This is a genomic window from Paenibacillus urinalis (assembly GCF_028747985.1).
Lineage (GTDB): Bacteria > Bacillota > Bacilli > Paenibacillales > Paenibacillaceae > Paenibacillus > Paenibacillus urinalis.
The window spans coordinates 2,520,581-2,539,811 of sequence record NZ_CP118108.1; the positions used below are offsets into that span (position 1 = coordinate 2,520,581).

Sequence of the window (19,231 nt, forward strand, 5' to 3'; positions counted from 1 at the left end):
GTGCAGAAAAGCATATGGAAAAAACATAAAGTGATCATCTTGGGCATAGTCTGCCTCCTGTTATTCAGTCAAGAAGCATCCTACGTAAGTGCAGACACCAATTCAGATGCTTACCATTATTCCTACTGGGGCGATACCGTTCCAGCTCCAGCGGCATATGAGGCAACCGCAATCATCACAGGCAAGGAGCTGAACACGGTCCCTTTCAAAGAACCGAGCGATATGCATGTAACAGAGAATCAACACGTCTTTATACTGGATTCTGGCAATGGCCGGGTTATTGAAATGGACCACACTTTCAAGCTGGTGAGAACAATTGACTCATTTGAACGGGAAGGCAAGGAAGAATATTTTAATAATCCCCAGGGACTGTACGTTACGAATAAAGGCCACCTGCTTATTGCCGATTCAGATAATCACCGGGTTGTGCATCTAGATGAGGAAGGGCAACTGGTTAAGATTGTGGCTGAACCGAAATCGGATCTGTTAAAGACGGATTTTATATTTAAACCGTTACGGATCGTCATGGACAAGGGGGAACGGATCTACATCATGGCCGAAGGCGTTTTTGATGGATTTATGGAGTTCAGCGCCGATGGCACCTTCTCTTCCTTTATCGGAGCAAACAGGGTTCAGGTTGATCCGGTGGAGTATTTGTGGAAACGATTCGCAACCCGTGAGCAGCGCAGTCAGATGGTCATGTTTACCCCGACGGAATTTACCAATCTAGATATGGATGAAGAAGGCTTCATTTATGCGACAAGCGGCGATCGCGGTAAAGATTCTATCAAGAAGCTGAATGCCCAGGGAACAGACATCCTGCGCAGAGAGGGCTATCAGCCGCCTCAGGGCGATCTAGTGTACACCAACGAAGCCGGACCATCACGCTTGATTGATATTGATGTTGGTGATAGTGACATGTATTCCGTGCTGGATTCCAACATGGGAAGAATTTTCACCTACAATGGCGACGGTTATCTGCTCCATATATTTGGCGGTATTGGCAACCGACGGGGTCAGTTCAATACACCTGTGGCTCTGGAACGTTCGGGCGATCGTATGCTCGTTCTCGATAAGTCGCTCGGCGAGATTACGGTCTTTCAAACGACGGAGTACGGGCGCACGCTGCATGAAGCGGTACGCAGTTATTATAACGGCGACGAAGATCAGTCCTCGGTCATGTTTGCCAAAGCTGCTGAGATGAATGCCAATCTGGAGTATGCCTATGCGGGAATCGGCAAAGCGCTGCTTCGCCAGAAGGAGTATGAGGATTCTGCGCAATACTTTAAGCGGAGTATGGAGCGCCAAGGCTACTCCAAAGCTTTTCTTTTGTTTCGCAAAGAATTGATGCGTGAGCATTTCTCATGGATGATGTCTGGTTTATTCCTGGCTGCAGCTGCGTTTGTCACCGTCATCATTGTTCGCAGACAAAAAAGGAGGACAGCGAATGCAGACGTCAAGTAAGCAATTATATCAGTACCCATTGCATCTCATATTTCATCCATTCAATGGATACTGGGAACTGAAATACGAACGGAATCAGAAAACAACACTGCTGATTGCATTCCTAATTCTAGTACTTTTGGTTATCACTAAAATTTTGCATGCCCAGTACAGCGGTTTCCTCATTAACTTCAACAATCCGAAGTATCTGAACAGCCTGCTTGAAATGGTATATGTCATTATTCCGGTACTGTTCTGGTGTATTGCCAATTGGTCTTTAACCACGCTTATGGACGGGGAAGGTAAATTCTCTGAAATTTTTATGTCTACGTGCTTTGCACTGGTGCCGCTGTTTCTCATTCATTTTCCATGGATTTGGCTGAGTCTCGTCATTTCCGCACAGGAAACTGCATTTTATTACTTCTCTAACGCACTTGCAGTCGGCTGGACGTTATATCTGTTATTCGTGGGAAATATGACAGTCCACCAGTATACTCCGGCCAAAACGGTGCTGACGATGCTGCTCACCCTAGTTGCTATGGCCTTTATGGCATTTCTGTGCCTATTGTTCTTTAGCCTTGTACAGCAGATCGTTTCCTTTGTTGTAACTATTTATCAGGAATTAGTGCTTCGGGGCTAAGGAAGGAGGAGATATACAATGAAATATGCCGTAGCCAAAAGAATCAGCGGAATGCTGCTCATTGGCAGTCTGCTTCTCAGTGGTTGTCAAATCTCGCCAGCTTCCCAGGTCCGTGAGACGGCGACTACTGTTGACCAAGCTGAGGTTCCCTCCCTGCCTCCCGGAGAAAAACTGAAATCGTCTTTCAGCGATGCTCGTCTTTCAGGCATGCTTGGAATCGCCCAGAATAATTCGCTTCAGCTGTTCATTCACGAAGAGACTGCTGAGATTGCAGTTCTTCACAAACAGAGCGGTCAAATATGGCGAAGCAATCCAGCTGATCGTGACAAGGACGGAATCGCAACCGGGATTAACAAAGATCTTCTCTCATCACAAACAAGACTCAGCTTCTTTAACAGTCTGGGTCAGAGCAGTTCCGTAAACTCTTACACGGATAGTGTTGGACACAAGCAGGTAAGTTATGAAGCGATTGATAACGGAGTTCGGGTTCATTATCAGTTCGGAAGCACTGAACGCTCCATTGAAGATTTGCCAGTGAAGATCAGCAAAGAACGATTTGAAGAGAAGCTGCTCTCCCAGCTCGACAGCGCTGGGCAGCGTGCATTAAAAATCGGTTATACAGAAGACAAGGAAGAAGGAATCTACACTCGAAATGATAAGGCGCTGCAAGGACTTCAGCTTTCCAGAGCTTTAAAAGCCTTTGAGACAGCCGGCTATACGGAAGAAGATCTCGAACAGGACCATACCGAGCATGGGATTGAGCTTGAGCAGAGCGGGCCGCGACTGTTCATGCTCACCATGGAATATGAACTGGACGGTGAGGATCTGCTTGTATGTATACCCTCCTCCGGAATTCATTTTCCAGAAGAATATCCGGTTAACACGATCTCTGTTCTGGATTATTTCGGAGCCGGTGGTTCAAATGAAGAAGGCTCCATATTTGTACCAGATGGTTCTGGGGCATTGATTCATTTTAATAATGGCAAAGTCCAGTATCCAGCGTATCAGCAAGATATTTACGGCCCGGATATGACAATGAAGGTTCGCGAAGTTAGCTCAAATGAAGCTAAAGCCAGATTGCCCGTCTTTGGACTGATTCGGGAAGAAGGAGCTTTTCTAGGGATTATTGAGGAAGGAGATGCTGTTGCGGTTGTCAATGCTGATATTAGCGGCAAGCTAAACAGCTACAACAATGTATATCCGAGCTTCTATGTGGTGAACAAGAGCGATGTAACCCTTCAGGCAAGTGACATGGTCCGAACGCTTCCGAAATTCCAGGCCAAACCGACCGCATCCGACTTCGTCGTTCGATATGCTTTTGTCGGCGCAGAGAAGGCATCTTACTCGGGCTTGGCCTCTCTCTATCGAGATTATCTGCTGCAAACGGGCGGCCTGCCCGAGTCCAAGACCAGTAGAGAGCAGAACAGCCTTCCGTTTTATCTTAAACTGCTTGGCGGCATGTCCACTCGCCAACATATATTCGGCATTCCTTATGATTCTACGGAGGCATTAACTACTTTTGACGAAGCTCAAAATATACTCTCCGCGCTGAAAGAAAAGAAGGTGTCCAACATTCAAGTTCGCTATGCCGGTTGGTTTAATGACGGGCTTTATCATCGGATGCCGGACTCCATTAACGTGGATCGTGCTATTGGCGGGAAAAAGGAAATGCGCGAATTCAGCTCCTTTACACGAGAGTCGGGGATCGGCTTTTATCCGGATGTTGCTATGTTGAGTGTACAATCCAAAAAAGGTTTTAGACCATCTAAAGAAGCTTCACGAACGTTAACACAGGAACCAGCGGTCATCTACCCTATGGACCCGGCAAGACAGCGGCGTAACTTGGATCGATCTCCATCCTATGTTCTTTCTCCCAATTTACTAGACGAATTGACGGAAGAGATGCTGAAGGATACAGCTCCTCTTCCGATGGATGGACTTTCTCTTAGGGATCTGGCAGAACAGTTGAACAGTGACATGAATCCGAAGAAGCTGCTCGATCGAACGCAATCGCTTAGTGTCGTAACCAAGGCACTCGAACAGATTAAACAGCAGGCGGGCTCCGTTGTTGCGGATGGCGGAAACGGCTACGCGCTGCCTTATGTAACAGACCTGACAGATGCTCCAATGACAAGCAGCCGCTTTAAGCTGGAAGATGAAGAGATTCCGTTCTATCAGCTCGTCGTGCATGGGAGCATCAGCTATACCGGCACTCCATACAATCTCTCAACCTATACGAACGCAAGACAATATGTCCTGAAGCTGATTGAATATGGAGCGAGTCCTTACTTTGCCTGGTTCAACGCCCCGAATCATGTTGTGAAAGAGACCGATTACGATCACCTCTATGCGTCAAATTATGAGCAGTGGATCGACCTAGCTGCCCAAATTTACAACGAGGCCAATCAGGCGAACCTTCCGTTTGCCGGGCGTTCAATGAAGTCACATGAATCCCTCGCGGAAGGCGTATTTCGAACAACGTATGAAGGCGGAGGGTTTGCTATCGTCAATTACAATGACTTCCCCGTGGATGTGGAGAACTATACCGTAAAAGCTCTTAGTTACGTGACTGGTGGTGAGCAGCTCTGAAGACACTTCTGAAATGGAAATGGGGAAATCGCACGTATGCTCAGCAGAAAGCCCTGTGGGGCGTAATCTACGTACTGCCTTGGTTTATTGGATTTGTATTGTTCTTCTTCATTCCTCTAATGGCTTCGTTACGTTACAGCATGAGTACGATTCAGGCTAATGCGGAAGGCATAGCGATTCAATTCACCGGTGTCGTCAATTATGTTCAAGCGCTCACCGTTAATACCAGCTTCAACCGTGCATTGATTGAGTCGGTAACAGACGTACTTGTCAACGTGCCTCTTATCATCATATTCAGCCTGTTCCTTGCCGTCATCCTGAATCAGAAATTCAGGGGTAGAGCCTTGGCACGATCTATCTTTTTCCTGCCGGTTATTCTGGCATCAGGCGTTATTATGTCACTGGAGAGCACCAGTTTAATTGAAGCAGTTAATCAGAACAGCACGGGCGGAAGCTCGCTCGGCACGTTGGAACTGGAGAAATTGATGCTTGATGCAGGTGTAAGTGAATGGATCGTCACGTACTTAAGCAGCGCAGTAGATCGAATCTATCAGATTGTCAGTCAATCCGGCGTACAGATTCTGATCTTTCTGGCAGGCATTCAAACCATCTCACCTCAACTATACGAGGCGTCAAAGATCGAAGGGGCAACTGGCTACGAAGCCTTTTGGAAAATTACATTTCCAATGGTCAGCCCGCTCATCTTCGTCAATGCAATCTATACTATTATCGATTCATTTGCCAATAATGCCATGACGGAACTGATTCGGGAGACCGGCTTCGTTAAGTTCGACTTTGGCTTAAGCTCTGCCATGGCATGGGTCTACTTCCTGGCTATCGCCATCATTTTAATAATCGTAACGGTTATTTTTTCGAAACGTGTGTTCTATCAAGATTAAAAAGGAGGATGTCCCGCGTGAAGACATCACGATTGTTATCGCTGGAGCATTGGAAGGGCTGGCTGTGGGCCATGATCCGCTTTGTTTTAATTACCGGACTTTCCTTTGTTATCCTCTTCCCGATATTCCAGAAAATTTCGACTTCCATTAAGGATAAGGTTGATCTTTATTCTGCGGTAGTTGTGTGGATTCCTCAGAACTTCTCCATTGAGAATTTTAAACAGGCGATTCAAGTCATGGACTACTGGGAAACGCTGTTCAACACATTTACACTTTCGGCCACAACGACTTTGTTAACGACGGCTTCTTGTGCACTTGCAGGATACGGGTTTGCAAGGCTTAAATTCAAAGGAAGCAGCTGGCTGTTTGCAGGCGTGATCCTGACGATTCTCGTGCCGCCAACGACCATTCTCATTCCCGTGTATTTAAATTTGAAGAACTTTGATCTTTTGGGGCTCATGACCCTCATCACGGGTAAACCCGTCAATCTGTTGAACACTTATTGGCCGTTCATTCTTACGGCAGTTACAGCCAACTCACTCAAAGCAGGTTTGTATATTTTTATCTTCCGCCAGTTTTTTAGAGGAATCCCTAAGGAAGTGGAAGAGGCCGCTTACGTAGATGGAGCAGGTATTGGTCGAACCTTTTTTAGAATCATGCTGCCTAATGCCATTCCATCTATGGTGACCGTCATGCTGTTTTCCTTCGTGTGGCAGTGGAATGACAGTTTCTATACAACCACATATCTGACCTCCAGCAAGGTCATGTCGACGCAATTGTCGTCTCTTCCATACAACCTTGCTCAGCAGGTCGGGGATGGTGCCTCCAAGGCAGATCCTTTTTACCTAAGCATGATTCAGGATACAGGGATTCTACTCGCTATTCTGCCTTTGATTGTAATTTATCTATTCGTACAGCGCTACTTCGTGGAGAGTGTGGAGCGTTCGGGAATCGTCGGTTAGAACCAAACATTATATCGCAAACCATCTGATAGATCAGGAGGGATTCAAGTGAAGAAGATGATGACATCTTGTAAGCTTCTGCTTATTCTAGCTTTGCTGATTACCATTGCTCCATGGGGAGGCGGCCGCGCCGAGGCTTGGGTGGGTATGCCAATGGGGAAGCTTCATGTAAGCGGTAAACATCTGGTCAACAGCAACAATCAGCCGGTACTTCTAAATGGCTGGCACCAGCCATCTGGTGCATACTGGACATACCAGGACAGTAATTATTATCTCAATCTCCACGGTAATGATCGGCATAAGGCCACGCTTGCTTATCTAAAAGATATTACCGATACGTTTACAGACACAAGTCCGAAATACGGAAGCAATCATGGATGGAACATGAACCAAGTGAGATTATTCATCGACCGCCAAGACATGGGGGACGTGGCCGCTGGGACATATAATTTTGCCGGAGTGCAGACGGTCACACAAAACGTTATCATCCCGTACATTCAATATGCGAAGACAAAAGGGGTATATGTCGTTTTGGGACTCGACTTTACATTGAAGGACGAGCAAGCAACGACGGCTTCAAATCTACAAAAATTCAATCAAATATGGGGTTATCTCGCCTCCCGTCCGGAAATAAAAAGTGCAGATAATGTTCATTTTGAGCTGATCAATGAACCGGTGAAGTCGTATGCCAATGGACATTGGGGCGGATATAACGGGGAGAATGACTTTGTTGACCATTGGAACGATTTACGCAATTTCCAGAATTCGATCATCTCTACGATTCGCAGCCAGGGTGCGGACAATGTAATCTGGGCGGCAGGACTGGGTTATAACCAATTTTATAGTCTAACTGCAAGTCATCCTTTGACGGATCCGCTGAACAATTATGGGTATGCGGTTCACTGGTATCCAGGTTATGGAGCTTATGACAATTTCTCAATCTTACAAGATCAGTGGAACACCAATGTAAAAGCAGCCGCAGACAACTATCCAATTAACGTAACTGAAGTGACCTGGTTCAAGAACAAGCCTGGAGATTCGGCTTACTGGAACTTGTTTAATGGCAGCAATGAAGGTTTTGGAACAAATACCAAAACAATCTTTAATGCAGCGGGCAACGTAAGCATTGCTGCTCATATGAATGGGTTCATTCTGGAGCCGGGACAACGAAGCTCCTTTGCCGATCCTACGGCAGGACTAAAATGGGATGGAGATACTTCTCGAAGTGCAATGGGGCGTTTCCTGTTCAATTGGTACTATGAACGCGCTCAAACCTATCCGGGTAGTGCATCGACAACTGGCCTGATAGCAGGTATGACCTACAAAATCGTGGCAAGACATTCTGGCAAAGTCATTGATGTTCCAGGTGGGCAGAATGTGAACAATCTTCATCTGCAGCAATGGAGCGATCTGGGGGGCAATCCTCAGAAGTGGGTGCTGAACTCAATTTCTGGGGGGAATTATATGCTGACTAGTGTAAACTCCCCGGATAAGGTCATCGACATTCGCAACGGGACATTAACGAACGGCGAAGCTGTACAGCTGATGAGCAACTTGAACACGACCGCCCAGCATTTCAAAATCAATGATTTGGGGAACGGATACTGGAGCATTATCAACGTAAACAGCAACAAGGCAGTTGAGGTGATGAACTCTTCTACTGCCGACGGTGCTAAGCTGCAGCAAAACGATTATACGGGGGCACTGAATCAACAATGGAAGTTTGTTCCCATCAGTAATTAATTTGACGCATAAGAGGACTTCTCTGAATCGATGTTCAGGGAAGTCCTCTTTCGCTTGAGTAGGAGTAGAATGTTAAGCTGGTTATTAGTAGATACGATATCTGCCGCTTAATGCCAGCAGACTAAAGAAATATAGACAATTGTCATAATAGCGACGCTCGCCTTGACGGAGAGGCGTGTTCCAAAATTGGCGGACAAACTGGTCAGCATGGGGGCCGTCCGCAGCCAGTGATGCCATGGCATTAGTAGCAAGCAGACCAATTGGATGCAAGGATGGCTCGTCGAAGGGCTCACCCTCAATTGTATATCTACGATAATCGGATATATCAATGTCACTGAAGAAGGACTGAATCCGATTGGATTGTTCAATCTGCCAGGGATCCTTGCGAAACCATTCCCAGTCCATAGCAATATTCGCTGCAACCCGATATGCATCACTGTAGAAATGTCTAAAATCACCGTGTGGTTGAATCGGAGCCGGAGAACCGTCATAGTTCGCATATTCAGGAGAAAGTCCAGTTACCGGATGACAGGCTGTATGCAGGTAAGCTCGGCTTGCCGCTGCTGCTTCTTTCCAGAAGGCTTGATCTCCTTCATCCGCATAAATAGCAAACAGTTCATAAAAGTGAGGAAGATGATAGGAGGGATCAGAGAATGACGATTCCGGTACAAACTTAATTAGCCGGTTATGAGGATCCCACATGGGATCGCCTTCGCCATCTTCACCTTGATGTAAGCAAGCTTTAAGGATTTTTCGAGCTTGTACTTTGTAATCATACGGTGCGCCGCGATCACCCCAGCGGTTCGAGGCAAATATCAGGGCCATGGCAAAAAACTCTTCACCGTCAGGTGCAGGACCTTGTGACAGCCGGGTTCCGTCAGGCTTGCAATGCCACGCAAAATAATCCTTGTAACGACCCTCAGTATGCTGCATAAACGTGTGGGAATAATTCCAGAGTCGATCGAATTCTTCTTTCTTGTCCATCTGTACAGCCATCATCATACCATAGGACATTCCCTCAGAACGAACATCATAATTGCCAGTGTCAAGCATGTAACCCTTGTCCTGATCCATCGGATAATAGATTCGTGTGTTCTCATCTCCATAGAACAAATCGTTCCATGTCTTCTCCAGTTTAGCGATAATCTCCTGTTCGTCATAACCCAGTTTTTGAAAAAAGTTGCTGTATGCACCTGTATTGTAAGCGCCCTGACTTAACGTATTCATTGTTGATCTCCTTTTGTAAAGATTGTTTATGAAATTATATCATGCTTATAGTGTATAAATTAAAGCGTTTACATTAAAAATCACAGATGTTTTATTTCCAATATTTTCTTATTTGAATGGAGATGATAAATTTAAACAAGTCCTATATTCTGTCGGGTAGCTGATAAAGAATGTAGGCGATACACTCGGAGAGAAGGAGCCTCAAGTCTACCGTTAAGTACAGGTTTCCTTCAATGTGTTGTACTTGGAGTGTAAACTCTAGCTGAAAGGATGGTGGTGATGTAACATGCTTGGCAATACAGGAGATGTAGATGAAAACCTAGAGTTAACTGCACCGCGCGATCCTGTGGGAGTGGATGAATCCTCTTTCAAGACGGACATTGATTACGATTCTCCGGCATATCTGGAACTGATTGCCCGATCTCTGCTGAACAAGGGTAACAATGTCAGATTAAAACGAGCCATCGATAAGGCCAGACAAGGCGTTCCTGTCGTTATTGCTTACATCGGTGGATCCATTACTCAAGGAGCTGGTGCTTCACCCATTCATCTCCAAAGTTATGCCTATCGCTCTTATGAACGATTCAAGCTGATGTTCGCTCCTTCAGATGGAAATTCAATTCAGCTAGTTAAAGCGGGTGTTGGTGGGACGCCTTCAGAACTTGGTGTCGTACGTTATGAGCGGGATGTCCTCCGAGACGGTACGATTCAGCCGGATATCGTGATCATTGAATTTGCCGTAAATGATGCGGACGATGAGACTCGGGGTAACTGTTACGAAAGTTTGGTTTTGAAAGCGCTTGCTAATGGTCATCACCCTGCGGTAATTCTGATGTTCAGTGTTTTTCAGAATGATTGGAACCTTCAGGACCGACTTGCTCCGATAGGTTGGCATTATAATCTGCCTATGGTGAGCATGAAAGATGCTCTTGTAGAGCAATTCGGAAAGACAAAAGGTGAGGGCAACATCGTATCTAAAGAGCAATATTTTCATGATATTTACCATCCTACCAATGCGGGACATCGGATCATGGCCGATGCACTGGCTTATCTGTTCCAAGTGACGGATCTATCCGAACCGGATCAGGAAGAGCCGGACCTCAGAAAGACACCACTTATCGGGAACGATTATGTCAATGTAAAACTGTTAGATCGAAAGAACGGGAATCAACTTGCCCGGATCGACACAGGCAGGTTTCGGCACATCGATACGGATCTGCAGATGAGCGAGATGGATGATCATGAATACAGAACGCCGCTTTTCCCGAATAATTGGATGCACGTTCCCGACAAGACAATAAGCCAAAGCTGCTTTAAGCTGTGTCTGCGATGCAAACGACTTATTCTGATCTTCAAAGACTCCTGCAGCGAGCACTTCGGAACTGCGAATATCAGGGTGGATGGCAAATTCGTCAAAAAAGCGGATCCACACCAAGTGAACTGGACACATTGCCATGCCATGCTCCTGTTCGATGAGAATCAGGCGAAGGAGCATACGATTGAAATTGAAATGATGGAGGGGCATGAGGATAGACTGTTCACTATACTCGGTTTTGGATATGTCGATTAAGGACATGTATTCAGCCAATGGGATCATGCAAGCCGTGAAGGGAGTTTATGTACATGATATCTTCAGCACCGGCGGGATATGACCAATATCGCGACAACATACCTCGTGGACTGATTGAGACAGCCCAGTATAACTCCACAACGGTTGGAAATGTACGTAAAGCGATGGTGTACACACCACCAGGCTATACCCCGGATCTCACATACCCTGTCCTTTACGTGCTGCACGGAATTGGCGGGGATGAAGCGGAGTGGTACAACCATGGAGCTCCGCAGATTATTCTCGATAATCTATACAATGACAATCTTCTTGTACCCATGATTGTTGTCCTTCCGAACGGACGGGCTATGCCTAATGACAGTGCTGAAGGGGACCTATTTGAACCTGAGAAGATAAGCGCGTTTGAACGATTTGAGCTTGACCTTATTGATGACCTTATACCCTACATTGAGTCGAACTATTCCGCAAGCGCAGATAGGAATAACCGGGCAATTGCCGGATTGTCCATGGGCGGAGGTCAGTCTCTGAATATCGGACTCAGCCATCTGGACCTTTTCGCTTGGGTAGGTGCCTTTTCCCCAGCTCCGAACACCAAGGCGCCAAGTCTTCTCGTACCTAATCCAGTGGAAGCATCATCGCTGCTAAACTTGCTGTGGTTGTCTTGCGGATATCAAGACAATCTTATACAGATTAGTATTGACTTACATCAATACTTGGAGCAGCATGGTGTGACACACATTTGGTATGAAGAGAGCGGAGGCCATGACTGGCCCGTGTGGAAGAACGATTTGTATCTATTCTTACAACACTTGTTCAAATAACCAGACAGTAGGAAGATCACAGTATTACTAGGATATAAACCAATCTATTAAAATATCAGGAGGTCGTTTACCATGTTCAAATTCAGTAAAAAATTGTTGACAGTTGTTCTTGCCGCTTCTATGAGTTTTGGAGTATTTGCCGCAACTTCAAGTGCTGCGACGGATTACTGGCAGAATTGGACAGATGGTGGAGGAACCGTTAATGCCGTGAATGGCTCAGGTGGTAACTACAGTGTAAACTGGCAGAACACCGGCAATTTCGTTGTGGGTAAAGGTTGGACATACGGTACACCTAATAGGGTAGTTAACTATAATGCCGGCGTATTTGCTCCTTCAGGTAACGGATATTTGACCTTTTATGGTTGGACCAGAAATTCACTAATCGAGTACTACGTGGTAGACAACTGGGGAACCTATCGTCCTACTGGAACATACAAAGGCACAGTGAACAGTGATGGCGGAACGTATGACATCTACACGACTATGAGATATAATGCGCCTTCCATTGACGGTACTCAAACCTTCCCTCAGTACTGGAGCGTAAGACAAACCAAGCGGCCTATTGGTGTAAATTCCACGATCACATTCAGTAATCATGTTAATGCATGGGCGAGCAAAGGTATGCACTTAGGCAATAGCTGGTCCTATCAGGTTATGGCTACTGAGGGATATCAGAGCAGCGGTAGCTCTAACGTGACAGTCTGGTAACAAGATCAAATGAAGTGAAGCACTTGTAATATTGATATTTATTGATATTCATATAGCAAAACAGGTCCAAAGACCTGTTTTGCTTTCAATGTAGTTTTAAAGGAGACTATGGAATGAGAAAGCTGATCCTGTGCTTATTTATTGTGGCAGCCGCTGGCTTGAGCGCTTGTTCAACGAATGAATCTGATGTAAGCGATGATTTAGTATACGTAGAAGGTGGAACGTTTAAGAGCAGCAAGTCTACTTTTAGTGATTCAGACATCACGATTTCCGATTTTTATATTGGAAAATATGAAGTAACTCAGAAGGAATGGATGGAGATTATGGGAGAGAATCCGTCCGGATTCAAAGGAGAAGATCTGCCGGTTGAAACGGTAAGCTGGTACGATGCCGTGGAATACTGCAATCAGCGTAGTCTTAAGGAGAATTTGAAACCTTACTACAACATTGATAAGAGTACTATAGATAAGAAGAATAAGAATGAGAACGATCATTTGAAATGGACGGTTACCATAAACGAAGATGCTAACGGTTATCGCCTGCCGACTGAGGCTGAGTGGGAATACGCTGCAAGTGGAGGCCAGAAAAGTCTGAATTATGCCTATAGTGGAAGCAATAACCCAGATGAAGTGGCATGGTACTGGATAAATGCAGGGGATAACATATTAACTGGTGATTGGAGCTGGCCCGCCATCGAGAACAATCGAAATCAAACGAAGAAAGCTGGGTCCCTGAAAGCCAATGAGTTAGGGATTTATGATATGTCTGGTAATGTGCGAGAATGGTGCTGGGATTGGTACAGCCACCCCGACAGCCCGGAGAATTCTTGGCGTGTAGTAAAGGGCGGCGGCTGGATCGGCGGGGTTAATAATAATGAGATCTCGTTTCCCGGAAAATTTGATGCGAATGGTTTTGGTCCTGATCAGGGCTTCCGAGTGGTCCGAGGAAAATGATCGGCTCATTTACAACAGAAGGACTTACTATACAGGGTATACGTTCTAGATTTGATTGGCAGCATGAAACATACGGCTACGACCAATATTCCCAGTCGTAATCCGCTGCACGCTGAGTACGACTGGGTAAAATATACGATTAACTAGTATTTCACGAAGAAGCAGTTGATGATGAACTGCTTCTTTTTGTGTTTATACTATTATGCAGTATTCGTTATAATGGAGTCATTGGTTGAAGAAAGGAATGTAAGCATGAAGAAAGTCATCGTAGTAGGAGCAGGTATACTCGGAGCATCAACTGCTTATCACTTAGCAAAGCTTGGTGCAGAGGTCTTGGTTATAGATCGTAAGGATGAAGGTCAGGCCACCGATGCTGCGGCGGGAATTATATGCCCATGGTTATCACAGAGGCGTAATCGGGCATGGTACCAGCTCGCGAAGGGCGGAGCTCGTTATTACCCGGAACTGATCGACAGCTTAGAGAAAGAGGGCGAAACAGAAACGGGTTATGCCGGAGTCGGTGTCCTTAGCATTCATACGGATGTGGAGAAGATCGGTAAAATGGAGGAACGGGCACAGAAGCGGAAGCTGGACGCACCTGAGATTGGCGACATTACGCAGAAAAGCACGGATGAGACCCATCAGCTCTTCCCACTGCTAGCAGAAGGGTACCATGCTGTATACGTTAGCGGGGGAGCCAGAGTAGATGGCCGGGCACTGCGTGATGCGCTTCTTCGGTCGGCGGTGCGTAACGGAGCCAAGCTTATTCATGGAGATGCCGTTCTGGAGTATACATCAAACCAGGTAACGGGGGTATCTGTTGGTCAAGAACGATATTCTGCTGATGAAGTCATTGTGTGTGCTGGCGCCTGGGCCAATTCCTTGTTCGCACCCTTAGGCATTCATTTTAAAGTAACCTACCAGAAAGCACAGATTATGCATCTTCAGGTTGCTGATTATGAAAATACCGGGGACTGGCCTGTCGTTATGCCGCCAACGGATCAATATCTGCTGTCATTTGATGAGCAAAAAATAGTCATCGGTGCGACACATGAGAACGATATCGAAGGCTATGATACCAGAGTAACAGCTGGAGGAATGCAGGAAATTCTGAACAAAGGGCTGGAGCTCGCTCCTGGCTTGGAGAACAGTACTTTTCAAGAGGTCCGAGTGGGGTTCCGTCCATTTACACCAGGATTCCTGCCTGTCATAGGTGCAGTTCCAGGATGGGAAGGGCTTATGACGGCGAATGGACTAGGTGCCTCTGGACTTACAATGGGGCCCTATATCGGGAACCAGCTTGCTAAGCTGGCACTTGGAATGGAGCTCGACATCGACCTGGAGAATTATGATGTTCGTAAGGCGATGGAATAGAACTAGACGAAGAGAAGCCTACGTTTCTCCCAAGCTATAGGGAGGGGAAGTAGGCTTTTCTTTTCTTTATTTTAATTTCTTGCATTTATTGATCTGTTCGGATGAAGCGACAACAAGTGTCTTAAATTGTCATCAATAAATTTGCTGTCAGCACTGTTGATTCCGCGACCGGCAAAGTGGCCCCAGATCGATTCAATAGGACGAAGCACAGCATTTGGTATAAGCTTAGCCTCGTATGCATTTTCGTCTGAAGTACAAAATAGATCCGTACTCCCTGGCATAATGCAGGCTTGTGCTTTTATGTTCTGTAATGCCTTATCAAAATCTCCTTTATAGACCGGATTAGCACTTATATCTGCATTTTGGCCTGTCCATAGCATGGCAAGGACATTGTGCGGATCCATCTTCATAAAGCTGTCATCCCAAACGCCAGCGACAAAATCCTCTAGTGTGTCAAATCCCATATCACGATATAGTCCTTCTCTGTAATAGGTTTGGGATAGCCCCCATCCCGCATAAACTCGGCCAACACTTCGCATATGTGCAGAGGTCAATTGGTTTACTTTACTTGAATCGAAGTCAATAGCAGCCATAAGTGCAGCCTTCATTCCGTCAAGGACCACATACGCTTGCGGCCAAGTCTTTGCAGCTCCACAGAAAGGTGCAATTCGTTCCACCATGTCGGGGTAACTTGCCGCCCATTGAAATGATTGGATACCGCCCATCGACCATCCAACGACGAGTGCTATCTTTTCAATGCCGAATTTTTCAGTGACCAGCCGATGTTGGAAATTCACGTTGTCATAGATCGTAACTTGTGGAAAATGTCCCCGGTCGAAAGGCGGAGCTGTGTTGCTCGGAGACGAAGACAGTCCGTTTCCCAGCAGATTTGGAATGATAATGAAATATTTCTGTGGATCCAGTGCCATGCCGTTTCCAATTAACCATTCATTCTGAACATGCTGGTCGCCAAACGCTGTTGGATAGACGATCACATTATCCTTCTTTTCGTTCAATACTCCATACGTCTTATAAGCAAGAAATGCGTTTGGTAAAGTCACTCCTGATTGCAAATTAACGTCACCCAGATCAAAAACCTCGTAATCCATTGATTTACTGCTCCCTTCATCTTGAACCCTTAAATTACAAATGCATTTGTTGTTGTTAGTATAGTGCTATGGTAATCTCAATAAAAGTGAACAGAATTCATAGCTATATTCAATAATATTGAAAGTGAATGGGGGTTGCAGAATGGAATTGCGACAACTGAATACGTTTCGCACGGTTGCTTCAACTTTAAATTTCAGTCGGGCTGCAGAGGCTCTGAATTATGTCCCTTCCAACGTCACGATGCAGATCAAAGCATTGGAGGAGGAGCTTGGTGTTCGTTTATTTGACCGATTGGGCAAACAACTCGTACTTACCACAGCGGGGAAGCGATTCCTAAGCCATGTTCATACCATTTTAGAAGAATTGGATGAAGCTCGAAGTGCCGTTCATGAAAATGATAATTTATTAAGCGGGACCCTGACGATCAGTGCCAACGAAGTATTGTGTGCCTATCGGCTTCCCACCGTATTTCAGCAGTTTCGTTCGCGGTATCCGGGAATCCGGCTTATTTTCCGCTCTGTTCCGAATCAGGTGCTCAAGCAAACGCTCTTCGAGGGAACTGCAGATGTGGTGTTTATGCTGGATGAAGCCATTCTCTCGACGGGACTTACAGTGGAACCGCTGCTAGAAGAAACGTTCCGTTTTTTCGTTGCTCCTGACCATCCGCTGGCCGAAAGAAGTATACTACAGCTGGAAGATTTTCACGGAGAAGTGTTTCTGGTCAACGAAAAAGGCTGTACCTATCGAACCATGTTTGACCGTTCGTTTGAGAAAAAGGGGATTGATGATATTACCTATTTGGAGTTTCAAAATGCGGAAGCGATTAAACAATGTGCTATAGCGAGAATCGGCATTGCCTTTCTTCCTGAAATAACAGTGGAAGCCGAGGTTGAACGAGGTGAGCTCATTGCACTTCCATGGGAAATCCCGGACCTGCACGTATACACACATATGGTATGGCATAAAGACAAGTGGCTCTCACCCATCATATTATCTTTCATAGAAACAGCAAGGGAAGTGATGGCTGTAGAGGAGGGAAATTCAAAGGTTACTTCGTAAATTCTACATTTGTACAGCTTGAACGGCTGCTTATGGTGAAATTACAAATAGGAGAGCTGCATAAATAGTATACAGCTCTCCATTTTCAATTGGATTTTAGTTAGCTTATTTTCTGTAAACTCGTACCGGCAGTGAAGAGAGCATTTTTCCTGCAGCAGATGGCGTCAGGTTCTCTTCCAGGTTAAAGCCTGGAACCGGCTCGATTCTTGCAAACTTATCCATGAACATGCTGATTCCTGTAATAGCTTCCAGCCTAGCGAGAGGTGCACCTAGACAGAAGTGAGGACCGTTTCCGAAGGTCAAGTGCTGCTTGTTATTCTGTCTATGAATATTTAACGTAAACGGATCTTCGAATACTTCACCATCCATATTCGCTGCACTCATCCAGGCAACCACGACGTCCCCTTTCTTCAGGTCAACACCAAGCAAGTTATTATCCACTTTGACCGTACGGTCCATCTTCGCTACATTAAAACGATAGCGCAGCATTTCCTCCACCGTATTCGGAAGCAGCTCACGGTTTGTACGAACCTCATTATATATTTCCTGATTGTCATATAAGAAGGAGTAGAACGTATTGGCCAGCAAGTGGCTTGTCGTTTCAATGCCTGCTCCCAGAATGAACATCGTTGTTCTAACAATATCATCATCGGATAACTGGTCTCCATCCACTTCTGCCCGGATCAAATCCGATATGATATCATCCGACAGATTGGATCTTTTTTGGACAATATAAGGGTAGAGATAGGAATAGTATTCAACAGCGGCTTTGCGTTTACGCTCATTCACCGTTTCTTGGTTCTCCTTGGGCATAGGAAGGAACAAGTCATATACCCATTGCTGAAATAACATTCGGTCTTTGGTAGGGACGCCTAATAGATCCGCAATAACTATCGTAGGCAGGGCACTGGCAAACTCGTCGACAATATCAATGACGGGCTTGTCCTCCATGGAGTCAATCAACTCGCTTACGATTTCCTGGATTCGAAGCTCCCATAGCTTCAAGCTGCGTGGGGTAAATGCAGCAGCTAGCAGGGAGCGGCTCTTTCGGTGTTCGGGAGGATCTGTCATCAGGTTAAATTTCCCGGCGTGCTTACCTTCGTCGACATCAGCGCCAACGCTGATGGTCGTACGTGTTCTGACGTTAGAGAAATGCTCATAATCACTCAGCACACGTTTTACATCGTTATAGCGGAATACATTCCATGTGTTCGTTGCCTCATTATAGCTGACAGGATCGTTCTGAAGCTTGTCCTTATACCAGGCATAAGGGCTGAATTCCTCTGACGACGATTTGAATTCGGTAATTTCCTCCAAGGATATAATTTCATTGTTCACGATCAATCCCTCCACTCATTTGTGAGAATATGGTGTTGAATAAGCTTTAACTATGTTAGTTTAACATATATGAAAATGCACAGACACATTCGAATGACCCATGACCATCAGCCCGATCCGAGGTTTTTTGTCGAATATAGATTGAAGATAAAGCTAAGAATTTGGTAAGCTTACAATATCGTAGAAAAACGAAGGAACTACACCATATAAGGAGTTTACATTATGTACATAGAGCTGCTTATACTCATCCAGATCGAAGAATCTCCTAAACATGGTTACGAAATCAAGAAGGAAATCCAGAAGGATCTAGGATATTTGACGGATGTGAACAACAACATGCTGTATCCCGCATTACGTAAGTTTACGGAGGAAGGCCTGGTCACGAAGCGAATGAATGAGCATAGCGGGGGGCCAACACAGTATATATATGAGATTACGGAGAATGGAAGGAGACGAATAACGGACCTGGTCAATGTATTTACAGAGAGAGATGCGAAGCATCAATCCGAATTCTTGATCCGTGTGTCTCTGTTTCGGTATATTTCACCGGATAACCGGCTGCGCATATTAAATATGAGAATGAAGGACCTCGAACAGCTCTTATTCGATTTGGAGCAAAGACAGGAGCAGCATAACATTGATCGTTACCGGGATGAAGTGCTTCGACTATCTATATTTAAGCTAAAGGCTGAGCAGGACTGGATCCATAAATTAATGGAAAAAGTGGCTCGAGAAAAAGAGTAGAATAAACGTTCAAATTTTCTGTGGTAAATGAGTTTGGAGAACATGCAAAAG

The 19,231-nt window shown here is 45.5% G+C and carries 16 protein-coding genes and 1 pseudogene; 14 read left to right on the forward strand and 3 right to left on the reverse strand.

Annotated elements, in window-relative coordinates:
* The 6 genes from PUW25_RS11595 to PUW25_RS11620 are packed head-to-tail and all read left to right on the forward strand — an operon-like array spanning position 1 to position 8,276.
* On the forward strand, positions 1–1,464 hold the full coding sequence (locus PUW25_RS11595) for an NHL repeat-containing protein (RefSeq protein ID WP_274337059.1): 1,464 nt from the start codon (positions 1–3) through the stop codon (positions 1,462–1,464).
* Positions 1,448–2,083 carry a YIP1 family protein gene (locus tag PUW25_RS11600; protein ID WP_047913814.1) on the forward strand — a complete coding sequence of 212 codons (636 nt, stop codon included), beginning with the start codon at positions 1,448–1,450 and terminating at the stop codon, positions 2,081–2,083. Before PUW25_RS11595 ends, PUW25_RS11600 begins: the two co-directional genes overlap by 17 nt.
* A gap of 18 nt (positions 2,084–2,101) precedes the next feature.
* Positions 2,102–4,672 (forward strand): DUF5696 domain-containing protein, encoded by a 2,571-nt coding sequence (locus PUW25_RS11605; protein ID WP_274337060.1) that lies wholly within the window; start codon positions 2,102–2,104, stop codon positions 4,670–4,672.
* Positions 4,669–5,571, forward strand: a complete 903-nt coding sequence (locus PUW25_RS11610; RefSeq protein WP_047913816.1) for a carbohydrate ABC transporter permease — start codon at positions 4,669–4,671, stop codon at positions 5,569–5,571. Before PUW25_RS11605 ends, PUW25_RS11610 begins: the two co-directional genes overlap by 4 nt.
* A gap of 17 nt (positions 5,572–5,588) precedes the next feature.
* Positions 5,589–6,533, forward strand: coding sequence for a carbohydrate ABC transporter permease (locus tag PUW25_RS11615; protein ID WP_047913817.1), 945 nt, complete (start codon positions 5,589–5,591; stop codon positions 6,531–6,533).
* Between the two features lie 57 nt (positions 6,534–6,590).
* Entirely contained in the window at positions 6,591–8,276 is a 1,686-nt protein-coding gene (locus tag PUW25_RS11620) for an RICIN domain-containing protein (protein ID WP_274338293.1), read from the forward strand.
* An 84-nt stretch (positions 8,277–8,360) separates the two neighbouring features.
* On the opposite strand, the gene PUW25_RS11625 is transcribed toward PUW25_RS11620, so the two are convergent.
* Entirely contained in the window at positions 8,361–9,503 is a 1,143-nt protein-coding gene (locus PUW25_RS11625) for a family 8 glycosyl hydrolase (RefSeq protein ID WP_205053192.1), read from the reverse strand.
* Positions 9,504–9,789: 286 nt separating this feature from the next.
* Between PUW25_RS11625 and PUW25_RS11630 the strand changes: the two genes are divergently transcribed.
* The 6 genes and pseudogenes from PUW25_RS11630 (at position 9,790) to PUW25_RS11650 (ending at position 14,929) form a co-directional block, all read left to right on the forward strand.
* On the forward strand, positions 9,790–11,073 hold the full coding sequence (locus PUW25_RS11630) for an SGNH/GDSL hydrolase family protein (protein WP_205053191.1): 1,284 nt from the start codon (positions 9,790–9,792) through the stop codon (positions 11,071–11,073).
* 53 nt (positions 11,074–11,126) lie between these two features.
* Positions 11,127–11,894 carry an alpha/beta hydrolase gene (locus PUW25_RS11635; RefSeq protein ID WP_205053190.1) on the forward strand — a complete coding sequence of 256 codons (768 nt, stop codon included), beginning with the start codon at positions 11,127–11,129 and terminating at the stop codon, positions 11,892–11,894.
* Between the two features lie 72 nt (positions 11,895–11,966).
* The gene (locus tag PUW25_RS11640; protein ID WP_047913822.1) at positions 11,967–12,602 is read left to right on the forward strand and encodes a glycoside hydrolase family 11 protein; all 636 of its coding nucleotides are present in this window, start codon (positions 11,967–11,969) and stop codon (positions 12,600–12,602) included.
* A gap of 113 nt (positions 12,603–12,715) precedes the next feature.
* Positions 12,716–13,555 (forward strand): formylglycine-generating enzyme family protein, encoded by an 840-nt coding sequence (locus tag PUW25_RS11645; RefSeq protein ID WP_205053189.1) that lies wholly within the window; start codon positions 12,716–12,718, stop codon positions 13,553–13,555.
* Between the two features lie 57 nt (positions 13,556–13,612).
* Positions 13,613–13,702: pseudogene (locus tag PUW25_RS27495) on the forward strand (beta-glucanase); the annotation flags it as partial.
* A gap of 105 nt (positions 13,703–13,807) precedes the next feature.
* Positions 13,808–14,929, forward strand: a complete 1,122-nt coding sequence (locus PUW25_RS11650) for an NAD(P)/FAD-dependent oxidoreductase (RefSeq protein ID WP_205053188.1) — start codon at positions 13,808–13,810, stop codon at positions 14,927–14,929.
* Positions 14,930–15,000: 71 nt separating this feature from the next.
* Here PUW25_RS11650 and PUW25_RS11655 read toward each other — a convergent pair whose 3' ends face one another.
* Complete coding sequence (locus PUW25_RS11655) at positions 15,001–16,038, reverse strand: alpha/beta fold hydrolase (RefSeq protein WP_205053187.1); 1,038 nt, start codon at positions 16,036–16,038, stop codon at positions 15,001–15,003.
* 142 nt (positions 16,039–16,180) lie between these two features.
* On the opposite strand from PUW25_RS11655, the gene PUW25_RS11660 reads away from it, so the two are divergent.
* A complete protein-coding gene (locus PUW25_RS11660) occupies positions 16,181–17,098 on the forward strand; it encodes a LysR family transcriptional regulator (RefSeq protein ID WP_047913825.1) in 918 nt (305 codons plus the stop codon).
* 105 nt (positions 17,099–17,203) lie between these two features.
* On the opposite strand, the gene PUW25_RS11665 is transcribed toward PUW25_RS11660, so the two are convergent.
* A complete protein-coding gene (locus tag PUW25_RS11665) occupies positions 17,204–18,436 on the reverse strand; it encodes a cytochrome P450 (RefSeq protein ID WP_047913826.1) in 1,233 nt (410 codons plus the stop codon).
* 222 nt (positions 18,437–18,658) lie between these two features.
* Between PUW25_RS11665 and PUW25_RS11670 the strand changes: the two genes are divergently transcribed.
* Positions 18,659–19,180 (forward strand): PadR family transcriptional regulator, encoded by a 522-nt coding sequence (locus PUW25_RS11670; RefSeq protein ID WP_047913827.1) that lies wholly within the window; start codon positions 18,659–18,661, stop codon positions 19,178–19,180.
* Positions 19,181–19,231: the final 51 nt, after the last annotated feature.

Excerpts from the sequence above, each read along its gene's own strand:
- PUW25_RS11645 (WP_205053189.1), top strand. The coding sequence starts at position 12,716 with ATGAGAAAGCTGATCCTGTGCTTATTTATTGTGGCAGCCGCTGGCTTG.
- PUW25_RS11635 (WP_205053190.1), top strand. The coding sequence starts at position 11,127 with ATGATATCTTCAGCACCGGCGGGATATGACCAATATCGCGACAACATA.
- PUW25_RS11625 (WP_205053192.1), bottom strand. The coding sequence starts at position 9,503 with ATGAATACGTTAAGTCAGGGCGCTTACAATACAGGTGCATACAGCAAC.
- PUW25_RS11660 (WP_047913825.1), top strand. The coding sequence starts at position 16,181 with ATGGAATTGCGACAACTGAATACGTTTCGCACGGTTGCTTCAACTTTA.
- PUW25_RS11630 (WP_205053191.1), top strand. The coding sequence starts at position 9,790 with ATGCTTGGCAATACAGGAGATGTAGATGAAAACCTAGAGTTAACTGCA.
- PUW25_RS11605 (WP_274337060.1), top strand. The coding sequence starts at position 2,102 with ATGAAATATGCCGTAGCCAAAAGAATCAGCGGAATGCTGCTCATTGGC.
- PUW25_RS11640 (WP_047913822.1), top strand. The coding sequence starts at position 11,967 with ATGTTCAAATTCAGTAAAAAATTGTTGACAGTTGTTCTTGCCGCTTCT.
- PUW25_RS11620 (WP_274338293.1), top strand. The coding sequence starts at position 6,591 with ATGATGACATCTTGTAAGCTTCTGCTTATTCTAGCTTTGCTGATTACC.
- PUW25_RS11600 (WP_047913814.1), top strand. The coding sequence starts at position 1,448 with ATGCAGACGTCAAGTAAGCAATTATATCAGTACCCATTGCATCTCATA.
- PUW25_RS11670 (WP_047913827.1), top strand. The coding sequence starts at position 18,659 with ATGTACATAGAGCTGCTTATACTCATCCAGATCGAAGAATCTCCTAAA.
- PUW25_RS11650 (WP_205053188.1), top strand. The coding sequence starts at position 13,808 with ATGAAGAAAGTCATCGTAGTAGGAGCAGGTATACTCGGAGCATCAACT.
- PUW25_RS11655 (WP_205053187.1), bottom strand. The coding sequence starts at position 16,038 with ATGGATTACGAGGTTTTTGATCTGGGTGACGTTAATTTGCAATCAGGA.